General features: G+C 59.5%; 11 protein-coding genes and 1 pseudogene. 3 read left to right on the forward strand and 9 right to left on the reverse strand.

The window, feature by feature from the left end; all coding sequences use genetic code 11:
- The first annotated feature begins 273 nt into the window (after positions 1 to 273).
- Positions 274 to 1,149, forward strand: a complete 876-nt coding sequence (gene mobF, locus ADBZ9K_RS23950) for a MobF family relaxase (protein ID WP_526624745.1) — start codon at positions 274 to 276, stop codon at positions 1,147 to 1,149.
- Between the two features lie 45 nt (positions 1,150 to 1,194).
- Here mobF and ADBZ9K_RS23955 read toward each other — a convergent pair whose 3' ends face one another.
- Positions 1,195 to 1,557 (reverse strand): hypothetical protein, encoded by a 363-nt coding sequence (locus ADBZ9K_RS23955; protein WP_526624746.1) that lies wholly within the window; start codon positions 1,555 to 1,557, stop codon positions 1,195 to 1,197.
- Positions 1,558 to 1,656: 99 nt separating this feature from the next.
- Between ADBZ9K_RS23955 and ADBZ9K_RS23960 the strand changes: the two genes are divergently transcribed.
- Positions 1,657 to 3,060: an AAA family ATPase gene (locus ADBZ9K_RS23960; protein ID WP_526625609.1), complete on the forward strand. Its 1,404-nt coding sequence runs from the start codon at positions 1,657 to 1,659 to the stop codon at positions 3,058 to 3,060.
- A 319-nt stretch (positions 3,061 to 3,379) separates the two neighbouring features.
- On the opposite strand, the gene ADBZ9K_RS23965 is transcribed toward ADBZ9K_RS23960, so the two are convergent.
- The 3 genes from ADBZ9K_RS23965 to ADBZ9K_RS23975 all read right to left on the reverse strand — a co-directional run bounded on the left by ADBZ9K_RS23965 (position 3,380) and on the right by ADBZ9K_RS23975 (position 6,290).
- The gene (locus ADBZ9K_RS23965) at positions 3,380 to 4,558 is read right to left on the reverse strand and encodes a hypothetical protein (RefSeq protein ID WP_526624747.1); all 1,179 of its coding nucleotides are present in this window, start codon (positions 4,556 to 4,558) and stop codon (positions 3,380 to 3,382) included.
- Between the two features lie 28 nt (positions 4,559 to 4,586).
- The gene (locus tag ADBZ9K_RS23970; protein WP_526624748.1) at positions 4,587 to 5,240 is read right to left on the reverse strand and encodes a hypothetical protein; all 654 of its coding nucleotides are present in this window, start codon (positions 5,238 to 5,240) and stop codon (positions 4,587 to 4,589) included.
- A 363-nt stretch (positions 5,241 to 5,603) separates the two neighbouring features.
- Positions 5,604 to 6,290, reverse strand: coding sequence for a hypothetical protein (locus ADBZ9K_RS23975; RefSeq protein WP_526624749.1), 687 nt, complete (start codon positions 6,288 to 6,290; stop codon positions 5,604 to 5,606).
- A gap of 2,597 nt (positions 6,291 to 8,887) precedes the next feature.
- Here ADBZ9K_RS23975 and ADBZ9K_RS23980 point away from each other — a divergent pair.
- Positions 8,888 to 10,186, forward strand: a complete 1,299-nt coding sequence (locus ADBZ9K_RS23980; RefSeq protein ID WP_526624750.1) for a hypothetical protein — start codon at positions 8,888 to 8,890, stop codon at positions 10,184 to 10,186.
- Here the strand turns inward: ADBZ9K_RS23980 and ADBZ9K_RS23985 are convergent.
- The 5 genes and pseudogenes from ADBZ9K_RS23985 to ADBZ9K_RS24005 all read right to left on the reverse strand — a co-directional run bounded on the left by ADBZ9K_RS23985 (position 10,083) and on the right by ADBZ9K_RS24005 (position 15,634).
- Entirely contained in the window at positions 10,083 to 10,799 is a 717-nt protein-coding gene (locus ADBZ9K_RS23985; protein ID WP_526624751.1) for a hypothetical protein, read from the reverse strand. The two genes, ADBZ9K_RS23980 and ADBZ9K_RS23985, sit on opposite strands and share 104 nt — an antisense overlap.
- Before the next feature lie 6 nt (positions 10,800 to 10,805).
- Positions 10,806 to 11,174, reverse strand: a complete 369-nt coding sequence (locus ADBZ9K_RS23990; protein ID WP_526624752.1) for a DUF6602 domain-containing protein — start codon at positions 11,172 to 11,174, stop codon at positions 10,806 to 10,808.
- Between the two features lie 45 nt (positions 11,175 to 11,219).
- Positions 11,220 to 12,158 carry a mycobacterial-type methylenetetrahydrofolate reductase gene (locus tag ADBZ9K_RS23995; protein WP_526625610.1) on the reverse strand — a complete coding sequence of 313 codons (939 nt, stop codon included), beginning with the start codon at positions 12,156 to 12,158 and terminating at the stop codon, positions 11,220 to 11,222.
- 765 nt (positions 12,159 to 12,923) lie between these two features.
- A pseudogene (locus tag ADBZ9K_RS24000) lies at positions 12,924 to 14,717 on the reverse strand (SAV_2336 N-terminal domain-related protein); the annotation flags it as partial.
- Positions 14,714 to 15,634: an ATP-binding protein gene (locus ADBZ9K_RS24005; protein WP_526624753.1), complete on the reverse strand. Its 921-nt coding sequence runs from the start codon at positions 15,632 to 15,634 to the stop codon at positions 14,714 to 14,716. The gene ADBZ9K_RS24005 and the pseudogene ADBZ9K_RS24000, both read right to left, overlap by 4 nt.
- Positions 15,635 to 15,728: the final 94 nt, after the last annotated feature.

The raw sequence follows: 15,728 nt of genomic DNA on the forward strand, positions 1-15,728 counted from the left end.
GCCGGGGTCGAGGTCTTACCACCCGGCTCGCTGCATCGCTCCATACGCGTCCCATTGCCTTCGGATCGCCTACGCTCAACCAATTCCCAACCGTTCCCGCTGCTTCCCGTCGTCAGTCAAAGACATTGAGCTACAGGGCAACTCACAGAAACTCACCTCTTTTTCCTATGGCACATTTGCACAAGGGTGTGCGAGATTGGCGGTAGCGAACGTTGCGTTCGCCGCCCGGCGGTCCTGCGCCCCGGGCGATCTCGGGCCCGGGCGGTGATCGACATGCTGACGATCGCCAAGCTGTCGGCCTGGTCGATCAACTACTACAACGACACCGCCCGCGCCGCTGCCGATGCCCAAAATGCCGGCGGAGGGCTGGGGGAGTATTACTCCGAACACGACACCCGGACACCGGTTTGGTTGTGTGCCGGTGACGGTCGCCGCGCCGCCGAACTCGTCGGCTTGTCGGACCTCGAACGGGTAGGTGGAGAGGCCGATCCCGGCGTCGCCGAGAACTGGCTGGTCGGCGGTAAAGCACCCAACGGCGCAGCCGGTCGCGGGTTCCGAAACGGGAGCGTGCACGGATTCGATCTAACGTTCTGTGCCCCCAAATCGGTGTCATTGATCCGCGCGCTTCGGGCCGATGACGTGACAGATAAAGCGATCGCAGATGCCCACGGGACCGCGATTTCTGAGGCGATGGAATACCTTGCGGCTCATGCCGGATACACCCGCGTGCACAACCCAGTGACAGGGGAGAAGGACCTCGTCCGACTGCCCGGTCTGGTGTCGATCGCTTATCAGCACGAGACCTCCCGGGCGGGTGATCCGCACCTGCACACTCATGTCATCGTGCCGAACCGCCAAGCCCGCGGTGACGGCCGATTGGTATCAATCGACGGCACGTCGCTGTATCACGAGGCGAAGGCCGCCGGGGTCATCTATCAGGCGACGCTGCGCCGTGAACTACACCGATCCCTGGGTTACGAATGGCTGCCCGTTGACCCGTCAACGGGCATGGCCGAAGTCGCCGGCATCGACCCGACCAGCATTACCGCGTGGTCGCGACGGTCTTCTGCGTTGCGCGAGTGGGCGGCCGGAAATCTTGCGGTGAACGAAAGCGGCGAGCCGACGGCATCCCAGCTTGCGGCGGCTTAAAGGGCCACTCGCCCAAACAAGCCCGAACAACTCGGCTGGACGGAACTACGAGCGGGATGGCGCACCGACGAGCGCGGCCTGGTCATCGATTCGGCGGCGCATCGCATTGCCCGTCGCGACCGTCTCGCAGTGAGCGGGCCGCGGTTCGACCGCCACCGGATCGCCGATGCTGCTGTCACGATCGAAAAGGCCGCGTTCACTCGCGCCGACCTCGTCGAAGTCATTGGCGCTCAACTGCCGGTCGACACAGAACGCTCGCCGCGCGAGCTGGTCGAGGAAGCCGTCGACGAAATCGCGGTGCGATTGACCGCCCGACGCGAGGCGCATCAGCGAGAAGGTCACGAACGGTTCACCCTCGATGTGATCCTGGCCGAAGAAGCTGTCGTGCTCGATCTCGTCGACGGCCAAGATCCCCGCTCAATCCTGTGGGGTCTGCCGAGCGACATCGACGGGTTATCGCCGGATCAGCAATGTGCGGTGGTGAATATCGCCGTATCACCGTGGTTGGTGCAACCACTGAGCGCGCCTGCTGGGGCGGGCAAGACGACGTCGATGCGGGCTCTGGTGGCGATGGCGCATCGCCGCCGAAGCGGACGAGTGATCGTGTTGGCTCCGACCGGCAACGCGGTGGATGTCGCGGTCCGTGAAGGTGCCGGTGACTTCGGCTGCACCATCGCCAAGGCACTCCAGGAAATCGACAGCCAGCGCCTGACTCTGAACGCCCAGGACTTGGTCATCGTCGACGAGGCAGGCATGGTTGGCACCGATGACTTGCGCCGCCTGCTCACCGCGACCACGACCGCGGGAGTCAAAACGGTCCTGGTCGGTGATCAGCACCAGCTCGCGCCGGTCAAGGCCCGCGGCGGCATGTTCGCTCAGTTGTGCACCGACCTGCCGTGGACGCAAAAGCTGTCCGAGGTGTGGCGCATGCGCGACCCGGAGGAGCGGAGCGCCTCCCTAGCCCTGCGTGATGGCGGACCCGCACCGGTACGGCGCGCGATCGAGTGGTATCGCAAGAACGACCGCCTGCACGCCGGAGACGAAATCGCCATGGCCACGGACGCTTTGGCCGCCTACAGGCGCGATATCGAGGCAGGGAAAGACAGCCTTCTTGTTTGCGATACCAAGGAGATGGCCGACGCACTAAATCAACGCATCCACAACGAGAGCATCGACCCCGAGTCGCCCACCCTGACAGCTGCCCGAGGACATCAGATCGCCGTCGGAGATCTGATCATCAGCCGTCGCAACGACCCGACCATCGGCGTCTACCATCGCACCGACACCACCCAGCAAGCCGACCCGGTGCGTAACGGAAGCCGCTGGCACGTCTACGCTATCGACCCTGACAGTCAGCGCATCGCCGCCCGCCGACTCAGCGACGGCGCCCGTACCGTCTTCACCGGCGACTACCTGCGCGAGCACATCACCCACGGCTACGCCATCACCGTCCATTCCGCACAAGGCGCCACCGCCGACGCCACCCACGCTGTGCTGCGCGACACGAGCAGCCGCGCATTGTTCTACGTGGCGATGAGCCGCGGACGCCACGCCAACACGGCCTACCTCACTCAGCAGCTGGGCCCCGATGACGGCGGTGGCCAGGGCCTGGCAGCTCTCGATGGCGAGTCTGGTCACACGAGTCGACACGCCGCCGAACTCGCCCGCTCGATCATCGGCAACGACGGAAGCAAGGCTCGCACTGCTCACGACATCGGCCACGACGCAGACAACTATTCGGCTATCCCCGAACGTGTTTCGGCGCTTCTACGACGCCGGCAGCGGCACACCGCCGAACGGCGCGCGTCATACTCGCAGTGGCAACAAGCCCACCTAGGAACTGCATCCCAAGTCGACCGCGACGTGAGTCAAGCCCGGCGTCCCGAGCGCAGCCACTATATCGATCTCTAGAGTCTGCATGTCCGGGTGCAAACCGTGCTCGCGGGCACCCGCGCAACAGTTCATTAGGGCGGCGCCCGTCCGCTGCGCTCCCGCCCGCCGCCCTGAAATTGTGGCGATGACACGTCTCCTGAACAGCCGAACGGCGCCTCACAACCGGCGGCAGGTGTTCTACGACGTCGAAAAGCTCGCCCGGAAAAAGCTTGCATCACGGTGATCGACCGAGATGGGCCATCTTGTGGGGCGATCGAGGAGTGGATGTAGAGGCGGCACGCCAATCCTGGCTACCAAAGCTTGCCCTGAAACGATCTCCGCAGCGTAGCGCCTATCCCTATAACTCGCAGAATCGGATAGGGGGGAAAGACGGCCAATCAGGGTCGATTTTGAAAACTGTCGACGCCTCTAGCGTTCCCTCGGAGCGGACAAACTCGCCGCTCTCGAGTGCGACAGTGTTTGTGAAGCCCTCGTTGTGACTGACCGGGGTGGCGGCCCATGGGTTGATCCATAGGTGGGGCAAGTCAGTTGCGATGCGCCAATACCTCAGGTTTGAGCCGAACAGCACCGCCGATACGCGTGTTCCGCGCTGCTCGTCGTCGTCCGACCAATCGCCGCGGAAGTAGCCGTTGCGTTTGCGAACTTGACGGACGGATTGCGCGTTGCCCGTGTGCCATCGCCATTCTCTACGTCCGAATAATGCGTCGCCGATCTCGTCTTCGTCTATCCAGCCGGACCCCTCCAAGACGGCAACGACCAGCGGCAGGGGGAGTGGCATACGCCCGTAGCGGCGCCCCTTCTTGCTGATCGCTTCGTGGATGCGATCAACGGTGTTGCTAGGGTAATTGGCGACGGGTGGCAACGTTGCGATGAGTCGGCCGCCCTTTTGTCGGCCATCGGGACTGTTCGGGTAGGCGACCACTTCAAGTGACCAATCACGTATGCGAATTACGTTGTGGGGCAGCCGCTCATCCGGTGCCGAAAGTAACTCGTCCGGGTGCAGTGTGGCCAGCCACTGCGCGATTGGTCGTGTCACCTCGATACGTTTAGGCCGTTCGGTGCCAGCCTCAATGTGGCTAACGCCCACAAGGAAGTCGCGGGTCTCAACGTCACTGATGCAGTCATAGATCCATGCTTCAGTGCCCGGTGTCCCTCCAGCACCTGCGACGACGCACTCGACGTAGAAGGCAACTGTCTGCTTGGTTACGAGGAAGTCTGGTTTGCGTTGGGAGCTTTGGACGACAGGGTGCGGGACAACGCCGTAGCCAAGATGGCGAAATAGGCTTGCAACATACAACTCCCACCACGCGCCGAGATGTTGGCCGTCATCCTGATCCGTGAAGCGTTGCTGCAGTTCGCGTCTGGCGTCCTCGGGATAGCTGTCGAACCACTCCTCGAGAAGGTCACGAACACGATCCCAGTGTGCGCCGGCGACTCGGTCTAAGAACGCGTAGCTGCCTTCCGAGAACCGCGCTGGACTCCGGTCGGTGCGCTCAATATCGCCGAATAACCTCAACTTGAAGACTCCTTACGTCCCAGGTTGATCAGTGCCACTTGACGGGCGCCTTGTCCAGACGCCTCGGAAGCGTTGCCGAGCCGGTCTCCCAGAGGCTTCCATTGGCATCCATGAACGCGATCAACACGTCTGGCGGCGGCGTTACTTTCTCGAATCGAGGATTTCCGTGATTGTCGATGCTGAGTTGTTCAGGCACAGAACTTCTTTCGGCATCCACGAACGCGATCCACACACTTTCACCAGCAACGCCATCACGATTAGGCGTCACGACCTTCACGCGGTCTGGGCCGATGTGGTCCCAGGTGTATTCAGGATGGGCGAACCACCAAGCGTCGGTGACAGCAGCGCCGATGATTGCCCTGTCGCCGTAGTTGTGGATCCTGACGGTGAACTCGTTGCGGGCCTGTACGACTTCAACCTGGACAAGACGCGCTTGCGCAAGGTCAGCGTCCTCGCGTTCCCGCTTGCGATCTTCTCGATCGCGCGTCGCGATCCACAAGGCCGCGCCGGCGGCGACGAAACTTCCCAGCGCGCCGAGCCATTGCCCAAACCCCGTGTACCAGTCGACGGATTGGCCGCGGTTGTGAGCGATCTGGCTCGCCGCAAAGAGCACACCGACCAGCACTGCGCTGCCGACGACGGCCCAGAATAGTGAGCCGCGGGCACGAATCCATCTGGTCATGATCAACACGGTAACTTGAGCGGCCGACATCGCCGATGCTTGTCGGTGGGGCTGTGCAACAGTCGGCGGGCTAGCACCCGAGCTTGCCTTTCTTTTGCTCGGTTCCACGTGGCGGTGCCAGTCGGGGATGCCTCCATGCTTCGCCGATCGGCGTTATCAGACCCCAGCGCTACCGTCGCCGCGTGCCTTCGTACGTCACCCGCGTAGAGCTACGTCGCGATGAGAGCCCGCGAGAACGATCTGACGTGGGCGCAGCACCATGAACGATGGCGGGTGTCGTGGACGGTAGAGCAGAACGGACGCTCGGAGGACTCAAGCATCACACATGCGACCGAAGTGGCGGCCCGCAAGCATGCCGGCAACCTAGTGAAGCGCCGGCCACCCGGCACGTCGATCGAGAGTGTCTACGGTGGCGAGTAGTCGGGCTGTCTGTGGGAACACCCTGGGTGGGCGGCCAAACTCATTGGCGCGGCGCAATGCTTCGCTAAGCTTTCGACGTACCCGGAACAGCGCACCCGTCCTGAGCCCGTACTTCGCGAGTCCGCGATTCAAGAGGGCCTCGTTCGCCGTGTTGAAAGTTGCAAGCAAATCCACACCTGCTCCCGGGAGGGTCTCAAGGCGCTGTTGGATTTCGTTCGGATCATCCGGGTACGGGCCACTAATCAGTTCGAGAAACCCTTCGAGGACAGTGCCTATGTGGGTCAGCTGTCGCAGGATCTCGAAGTCCGTACAAGTCATATGGGCCGCCATCAGCGCTCTATCCATTCGGGAAGTCGCGTTGCTAACGGCAGCTAGGCGTTCGACGCTCCACGGGGTTTGAGCTCCACCGTTCCTGGCGTTGTAGTAACTCACATAGGCGAGGTATGCCGAAGCGGCAGTGATCCAGTCGTTCGAGGCCGACTTAATGTTGATGATGGCTTCCTGACGCAGTAGCCGACGCCGCTCGCGGCTCTGTGAGTTGGCGATCCCCATCGCGACACCGACCGCCATGAACGCGGCGATCGTCGCCCACGGCCAGTGGTGCCGTGACTGCCAAATCCAAGTCCACATTCGGTTAGACGGTGGTCGACGGTAGGACCGGCCAGGCTTTCCGAGCAGCCCATGGGCCGCCCCACCACGGGCTACCGGCACAGTCGGGACGGACGCTCTGTAATTTTTGGGCTTTGCGGGTTGGGAAAAATTGTGACCGTGAGATCGAGAGATCTTGTTGGATCAAGACACGCCATGCGCTCTATCCATAGGCGATACTGGGCGAGACCCCGAAGGAGGTTGCACCGTGGACCCCAAAACCGATGACTCCAAGAGCGCTCCCTCCGAAGATGGGCCCGAGCCGCCACCCGAGGACGTTGGCGATATAACTTTCTCGGCAGTTTTGTACTGCCAGGTATTTGATGAGCCGTAATGACCCGAAATCTGGCAACCAGAGTCACTAGACCCTTGAGTATGGAGGATCGGACCAAATGACTACCCCGTCTGAAGGTGAGCAGGAACCCCAAGGCCCGGAAGATGCGCCGATCGAGATTCCCGACCTGAAGTTCGACACAATATTCAAGGATCATGTGCCGGATACAGAGTCCCGGGATAACTAGCGTTGGACTAATATCGTCTAAACATCGGCAAGCTCGAGGAACCTAATTCGCGTGGCAAATTGGGAAGATCAGGGTAAGCAATACGCGGCTTTCGTCGAGGCTCAACTGAAAGCTGAGAACGACCGTAGAGATTCGGTCAATAGCCGCGCCGCGTCAGCACTAACTGGCGCGGCCGGCCTGGTGACAGTGGTCCTAGCAGTGTTCGCGGTCCTGGTTGGAAAGGATTTCGTACTAGCGGGAACCTCACGGAACGCCTTGGGATTTGCTCTGCTAATGCTATTGCTCGCGGCGATAGCTTCGGTCCTCGCTGGGTATCCATGGCGCTCGAAAATCGTCAGCCCAGACACCCTCGACACTTTCCTGAAAGCGCGCTGGGGCAACACGGAAACCACCGCCCGCAACATCACTTCACGAGCCAACGTGGAGGCGATTAGAACTCTGCGCAAGGGAACCACGATCAAGTTCGTTTTCCTAATGGTGGCCGGGGCGCTCCAGGTGCTTGCTGTCCTAGGGCTCGCGTTGTGTACATGGGCGGTGATTCGGTCGAAGCCGGCAGCCCCGAATCTGCCGGCAACGCAACCAAGTCCTGTAGCGTTCTGTTGTCCTGCCACTTGCGCGCAAAGCACTAGTTCTAGTGCAGACCCCCCGACCACCAATGGTCGCGGGTGAGGTCATAACCCTGACCCTTTCTCAGCCAATCGTTAGAAAGCCTCCGCCTGCTGGTCTTCGTCATGCTCGACATGTTAGGCAGCTCTGTAGACGAAATGAGTTGTGGTCGTAGCAGCACGATGGCGGCGTCGATGTCCTGCTGGGCTGCCCCACTTTTCCCCGACGTTGGCTGATCCAATCCCAAAGGGAAATGTAATACGCGGTAGTAAGGCCAGGGGCTCTGGCGATTATGTTGGGCCTTCTGGCTTACTGGTTTTCCAGGCGTGAGACAGTCTCGTTTACATGAGTAAGATAAAAGACAGATTCTTCCTCGCTGACATCTCCCGATATACGGTCGAGGTCAAAGTAGAAGGTTCCATTCGTGAAATTTCTTCGCATCAAAAGTAGTAGATCGGCGCGACCATTGTTTCTCTCGAAGCACACGGGACCCGATTGTATATTGTTTCCGGCTTACGGTATCCATACAGTTGGAGTTCGAGTACTGTTTCGATCAGGTCCTGGTCCTCGTCATTAAGTACTTCTCGCCTCAGATCCCGACGCCACACAACACGAGGCGGGAGGCGAGGAATATCTTCGCTCATAATAATAGTCTCCAGTCATTACCAATTCCGGGAGGGTCGCGAAAATGCGAAGATAAATTACCTATCTTTGCGGTCTCGTTTGATGGGCCCCGGTCCGAGAAGGTCTTTACCGCCACATTTCGACCCAGATTTCGACGCTGCTCCGCCGGCCACGCTTCCGCCAAATGAGGGCAAAATTCCTGCGAGCACAGACAGGGGCACAACCCGGTCCCATTCAACGATCGATGTGTCGAAATTGACCTGGACATCTGCGATATCAGCGCCATCCAGCGCCGCGGACGACACGGGGAAGCGGGGGTCGGTCAGCATCTGATTTAGGCGCTGCCCATGACCTGGACTTACCGAGCCCCGCGGCCACTATCCGAGCGCGTCGACCGATCACCTCGCAACCTGCCGGCCTCACGAGCTGCAGACGGGATGTCTTACAGATGCCTCAGTTCGCTGGATTTCCCTCATTCGATTGTTAAAGGTTTAGTGCGTGGGTGACGGTGCCGATCACCTCGTCCGCCGGCCTGGCTTGTCGGCGACAGCCGGGCGGCGGGGACCTCGACACCGAGCGCAAAAAGGGGGCACCCACTAAGCGACCCCAGCCCGGGTCCCGGGACCGGCGCGGCAGCCAGGCTGTCCGAGACTTTGGACTTGACCATCCGCAGCCGAATCATTGGCTGGTAGCCGCCCAGCGTCTGTTGTGCTGTGTGTATGGGGTGTAATTGGGGATATGCGGATGTCCGGTGATGCCTTGCGGAGGGATTCAGACTGGGCACTTGGCCGGCAATCCCCTTGCCACCTCTCGCTTTCAGGAAAATAGATGTCATTGAGCGACCAAATCATTCACGGCACCGTCTACCTAGTCGTCGACCCTTATCCCGATGAAGGGCCTGAGTTGCGCGTGTCAGGTCAGGAAGCGTTGGCCGCAGGCGAAGACGCCGCCGACCTGGCTTTTAGGCCGCTGTTAATCATCGGCGACGATGCAGGCGTAATTCATTACGTAGACAACTGGTACATGGTCAGCTTGGAAAAGCACATCGCCGAGGCGCGATTGTCGAGCCTCTCGGCTGCAGTACAGTGCGGACGTCAGAATTCTGAAGTGTGGCCCGACCGCATATACGCGCATAAAGGCGACGGGCCAATAAATTTTGATCTGATGGACCTCGACGACAGAACATATCTGGAGATCAATAGCTCAGGAGTTTGCGCGTACGTCGAGGAAAAATATGGCCAGCGTCCCCCAATGACGCGAACCGAGTATCGGCAGATGGTCGACTCCTTGGCCGACAAATTCGATTGCCATGTCCTGGATGTTGGATATTACGACGTTGGCGGATCCCTTATTGCTGAAGGCTCGATCGTGCCTGACGGCTATTTCATCGAGGGGGATGATGACGTGGACGAAGATTACGATTACTACGCCGATGCTGTTCATGTCATCATCATCAAGCTTGTTTCGAACGATAGGGACGAACTCGCTGGAAGATTGTTGGAATGTGGCCGCGCTATCCACGACTACCTGGCTGCGATCCGCGGCGGCGATTTGGACGCTCGAAAGATAATGTCAGTCTTACGCGGTGGCCATGCCAATGTTCTTCTTGGAATGCACGAGAGTGGTCATTTAGAAATTAAATCAAGCCAATATAACCTTAACGCACCAGGCCAAGCGGGGGAGCGGCAGAAAATCGAGCTCGCTCAGGATGTCGCTCGCTTCGCTAACGGCGATAGAGATGCAATTCTCGTACTTGGATATGCCGAGGAAAAATCGAAGGCGTCTACCAAGATTGACCGACTTGTGCCACTGCGACTCGAAAGTGTCGATATATCCCAGTACCAAGCAACACTAGATTCAAAGATTGTTCCACCAATCACTGGCTTAATTATTGAGAGGGTGCAGGTCGATCGAGAAGGAAACGCTGGCATTCTGTTCGTATTCGTACCGCGACAACCCGAGGAAATGCAGCCATACCTAGTGCATGGCGCGATTGCCGGCGACAAGGTGGAGGGAGCCTTCTTCAGCATCGTTCAACGTCGAGGAGAAGCGTCGATAACATTGACTGCCAGCCAAATACACGGTTACATAGTCGCAGGAAAAGCATTTCTTCGTCGCTCAGAGTAGAAACATGGCGCTTAATGGGTCCTTGCACAGAGGCGGACGGTATTAGCCGGATCCCGCCAAGACAGGGCTGGAACGATTGACCGATCCCATAAAAATAGGGAATGTCTTGAGCATCGCTCAGCACGGACTTTGTGATATGAGCGTAGAGTCGTGAAACCAGTGCACCCAGTGGTGGCTCGTCGTCGTCCGGCACGGCTTGAATCAATATCAGGGGTACCTCAAGGTCTTCCGGACCATGAAAAGTAGCGATATTGGCCTCGGTGGAACCTTCCGGTACCCAGCCCCAGAAATAGCAGGCTTCACCCAAGATGCAGAGGCAGTTCACCATCTCTGGACGCTTCAGATGCTGGTTAATTTCAATAAACAAGCTCAGCAAACTTTCCAGCGTTTCGTTCGGATCGCGTCGCGCGGCAACCACAGCAGAGAACAGGGGGTTGCCGACACGATCTGGAGGCGATGCCTCGAACCGACGGTTCTCGACCACCTGAGTAATCGGAGTTGACGGTCGATTCAGACGGTGACAAGTCACGAGCTTTCCCAGGGCATCGATAAGAGTCTTGCGCGAAAGGGTTTGCTTGACCTCGATGACCGCATAAGCCCCCTCAATGGGCATTACATGTTACCGGTCCTCGGCAGTTGCACGCTGCTTTACATTGGCGAACCAGGTGTCATTAAAGACAACGACGTCGCAATCACCTGCCGTGAGTCCATCGCGATCTGAAAGTGTCCCGCAGGTAACTTGGTAGCGGCGAGGGAGCAGTTTCTCAAGCTCCTCTCGAAAGATTGATTCAATGGCTGGCCCAGACGAGAAGTTTTGAGCCCGCATCGCGATCTCGGCCTTCGCGCGCACTTGCAGCGACACCTCAATCCATCGGCACCGCTCGGCAAAGGCACGCTGCATGACCTCGGTGCTTGGGGTTGGCTGCCAAGACTGTGCCAACGCATCGATGTCTAGAGCGGCCGTAGCCTGATCGGAAATGTCCGCCACGACGTCAATTCTGCCTGCCTCCGGGCCCCGCCTTAGCGCAATTTCTTAAAGCGCCGGCATCGAAGTCGGCCCGCTCGGTGACCAGTAGGCCAACATCTCGGCGAAGGTGTCGAAGGCTGGGCGTGACATGCCGTAGGTCGCTTCAAGGTGAATACTTAGCGGGAACCCGAGGTCGGCGACGCCGTCGATGACACGCTTGTAGAGGTCGACCAGCAGCTGCCGCTTGACGGCCGGCTCGCTTCCGGCAAGCGTGCGCACGAAATCTTGCTCCGCCTGGACGGCCGCGTTGCCCGGGTCTTGGATCAACCAATTGATCAGGCCGACCCGGGACTCGACCTTTGGTACGAAGCCGAAGGACAGGAAGATCTCGGGTCGATAGTCGGTGGTCGCGGCGAACTCAGTAAGAAAGCCAACGATCGAGTCGGAGTACAGCAACTGTGTTAAGCCAAAAGTCGCGCCCCGGCCGCACTTGAAACCGAAGCGGCCCGCTTCTTCGGCGCGGGTCGGAATCAGGATCGCGCCCCGGTTCGGAACGAGATCGGAGAAGATTGTCAACGCGTCGGTCGGTGCCACGCCGGCGCCTTCGCCGTCGTTCATGGTTCGCGGAACTCCGACGAACGCAACACCTTCCATGCCCGCATCGAGCAGCGCGGTCAGCCGGCTGAACAGCATGGACTCGTCCATGAATGCCGTTACCTGGGTGCACATCCCGCGCACCCCGGGCAGTTCCGGCGAGATGCGCGACCAGTAGTCGAGGACGTCGAGCTTGGGCCTCATATCGATGGGGCGGTCGATGTCCTCTTCGATCATGCTAGGAATCATTGCGTGCCCGATCCGTAGGCCGGTCTCGGCGGCCAGCTGAACAACCTTGCGCGCTTCGTCAAGAATCTCATCCGGCGTGCGGTCACCGTTGGGTGGCACCATCTCCACAGCAATGGTATTGAGCGGCGCATAGGATTCAAAAGCAGCGCTCTTGCGTGTCAGATTCCGGCTCTCTGACGCTGCATTCGGTTGCACCTGGGCCACGGCAGTCGGGGAGAAGCGCTTACTCAGACTGTGCTCGCCGACTAGGCCTGTCCACGCCATGACCCGCCCAGACCTTGTGCCACTGCACGCGACCGATCCCTCCGGCAGCGCCGCTATCGCCACCGCCTCGATCGCCTGCTCATCTCCCAGCAAGGGTTCCCCGACTGGGTCCCATGCGACTAAATCCCAAATGCGTGTAACACCAGCGGGATTTCCTGTAATGATGACGAGACGGCCATCGACCCTCTCGACGGCTGCGGCAGTCAGGGGACCAGTGAGTCGTGGAGTGTTATCAAACTGGGCGCCGGTCGCCATATCCCAGATGTCGATTGAGCCGTTTCGGCTCGCGGTAACCACGGTCGGACGACCACGAAGGATTGTCGCGGCCACCATGGCGACGGGACCAGTACGGCGCGTGACTGGAAACCCGGATTGACTGCCTGTCTCAAGATCCCAGACGCGCGTGGCCGCCGCACTTCCGCTCACAATTACCACTCTGTCATCGAGCGTGAATCCGACTGCGAGCGCAGTGACCGAATCGGTGTCACCCGTAATCTCCTGTACTGCTTCACCGGTGTCTAGGTCGCAGACCCGGACCGTGAGCGAATCGCTAGTCACCACAATGCGACGCCCGTTGTGGGTACTGCCGATCGCCAAGCAGGAAATCGGACCTAGGCTGCTGCCAACCTGATGGCTGAGTCCGGTTCCGACGTCCCAGACCCATACTGTTCCATCAGCGCTGCCGCTGACGACTTGGAATCTGTTCTCCCCGTATGGTGCGATCGCGAGCGATCGAATCCCGCTGGTGTGGCCAGTGAACTCAAGCAGCGCCTCTCCCGTGGACAAATCCCACACCCGAACTGTCTTGTCGTCTCCCCCGGTGACAACAACCGGTGTGCCATCGAGCGCCGAGATTGCTACTGATCGCACGGACCCAGTGTGTCCAACGAATGCTCCGACAGGGGTCGCCACGTCAGTCGGAAGCACCCGGAAATGTCGACGCAGGCCAAGGCGTTCTGCAACCTCCAACGCCAATCCTGCCATCGCAGTTAATGATTCGTCCGACGTAGAGGTGGTGTTGCGGTCTAGGAGCAGAGAGAAAGAGGTCGGCCCATCGCCACTCGAGCGTAGGTATGGCGCCACTGTTCTCCACACTCCCAAGGCGGCGGTGGCTGTGAGCGAATCCCACAAGAGTTCCCGTACCCCCGGAACGAAGTCGTAACTCGGTGTTTCTGATGGTCCTGTCGAAAGAAGGAGACCGCTGGCGAGGACCTCCGCCAAGTGCGTCTGCTTCGGTGAAGGAATCAGCTTGCTCAAGATCAGGCGTGCAACCGGAAGAGTTACATCGACAGCCGCCAGCAGGGTAGCTAGCAACGTTGCCTCGCTCGAAACAGTTGCCCGAAAACTGGCGACGCGACTCTCGGGAGTTAGTCGCGGATTCGCCGCGGTCGCATCATCTTGAGGCGGTTCGGCGACAGCACCAGGCACACCGAACGCTCTATTGCCCATGACCATATGTGCCCACGTGTTGAGACGCGATTCTTCTAGCGAAATGACGGGAACGGTGTGAAGCTGTTCGGACGCTTCGTCACACCACCAAGGAAGGCGCTGCCGCAGGTAGCGATTAGGTTGCCCCCGTTGGCGCGAAGTCAAAGTGATATCGACGGGACCGAGGGCCGTTGCTGGCCACAGGCGGGGAGGCAATACCTGCATTATGGCTACGGGACCGACACTTCCCCAAAGTCTCAGGGCTTCCCAGACGGCGTCACCGTGCCAGAAACCTCCAACGCAGTCGCTGACAACTATAATTAATCGACGTCCGTCGTAATCGAGCAGCTGCCGTGGGTCACAACGTGATCCGGTCCGGTTGTAGAGGGCCATCTCATTGCGTCTGCCATGGATGGTCCAGTGGGAAACACGGTCGAAGGCTCCCTCACGTTCGAGTAATTTGCGCAAAGCGTCGATCGTTTCCTTCCACACAACCATAGTGGGGCCAGCGTCTGATACCAGGACCGCCTCTTGGAACCACGGCTCTGGTTTTGGTCTTAATACGGGTGCTAAAACCCTTGTCTGACAGTAGTGTTCGACGGTTCCGTTAACGTCAAGTACCGTTTCAGTCCGCGACAGTCGACGCTGTTTGAGAGGGCGGATCGCTCGGCCGATCTCAAGCTGCGCCGGCAGGGCTGCGCGATCGGTTGCACCGACCAGCTCGTACCTTTCTGAATACCTTTCACTCTCCGTCGCACGTCGTAACGTGTACGGCTGTTCTCCGGCAGGCGGTCCCGTATCGACAGGTCGGAAACTGTATGTCGCGCGGTCGGAGGAATCTTCGGACGCAGTGTTGTTTACATTGTCCACCGGCAACTCTCCGGTCGGATCAGCGTCAACACCACGGCCTGCACTAGACGGGTTTGAGACAAGCGGCATTGTCTGCGTCAGCCAGAGGATATCTGCCAAGTCGCGCCAGTCGAAGTCGATATCAGCGGCTTGGAGTGCCTCGGCCAGCCGACGGATCATGGGGTGTCGGTGGTAAGCGGTTTCAACACTAACTCAGTTATCCGTGCTCGGCTCTCGAGGTCCGGAGACACGTTGTGCGTCACCAGATAGATGGCATTCATCAGCTGGTCTATGGCCTGATCTCTGTTGCCCTGCGCTCGTTCCGCGAAATCAGCGATGAAGTTCTCAGCTGCCTCGGTAGCTTCCGTACCTAAATGAGCTGAGACGATCCTTTCCAGCATCTCCGCGGTGGGGTCGGGCATTCGAAGTCGGATACACCGACGCAGGAAGGCGCTCGGGAAGTCGCGTTCACCGTTGCTCGTCAAAACGACAAAGGGAAATTCCTGGCAACGAATCCGGCCATTCGTGATATCGACTCTGGTGTCGCTTCCGTCCTCCCGGATGCGCACGACGGGCTGGTTCAATCTAGTTAACTCGGGTATCTCGAACTCGCCGCGCTCAAAAACGTTGAGTAGATCGTTAGGTAAATCGATGTCGCTTTTGTCAATCTCGTCGATAAGTAGTGCTCTCGGATAACTCCGAGGCAACAAGGCAGTACCCAGCGGGCCGAGCGTCAGAAAGTCCTCGATCGCAGTTTGTGTTCCTTGCAGATTCTCGGCGTGGAGCCGCCCGAGGGCGTCGTATCGGTAAATCGCATCATTCAGGGTGCTCCGAGATGTCACGTGCCACCTGAGGACGTCGCCCAATTGAAGTTCATCCGCGACCGACTCGACTAACGATGATTTCCCCGACCCTGGGCGGCCGGTGAGCAGAAGCGGACGCCTCAGCACTAGGGCGGCATTCACCGCCTCGACAATCTCCGGCGTCGCCTGAAACGTATGCGGCAGGAAATCCTCTGGCTCAGAGCCTGTTTCCCCAGACGCGCGGTCGCCTGCATGATGCGTCGCCGAAGTTGCTTTCGGCGCGGTAGCGGTCATGTCTAGGTCGGATAGGTGGTCTTGCGCCTGACTTGACTCTCCAGCGAAAGTTCGCCAGGGGGGCGACGGAGGGAGCACCAGCTTGTGCCGCGTC

It is taken from the genome of Mycobacterium sp. (assembly GCF_965229265.1).
In the GTDB taxonomy this organism is placed as follows: Bacteria; Actinomycetota; Actinomycetes; order Mycobacteriales; family Mycobacteriaceae; genus Mycobacterium.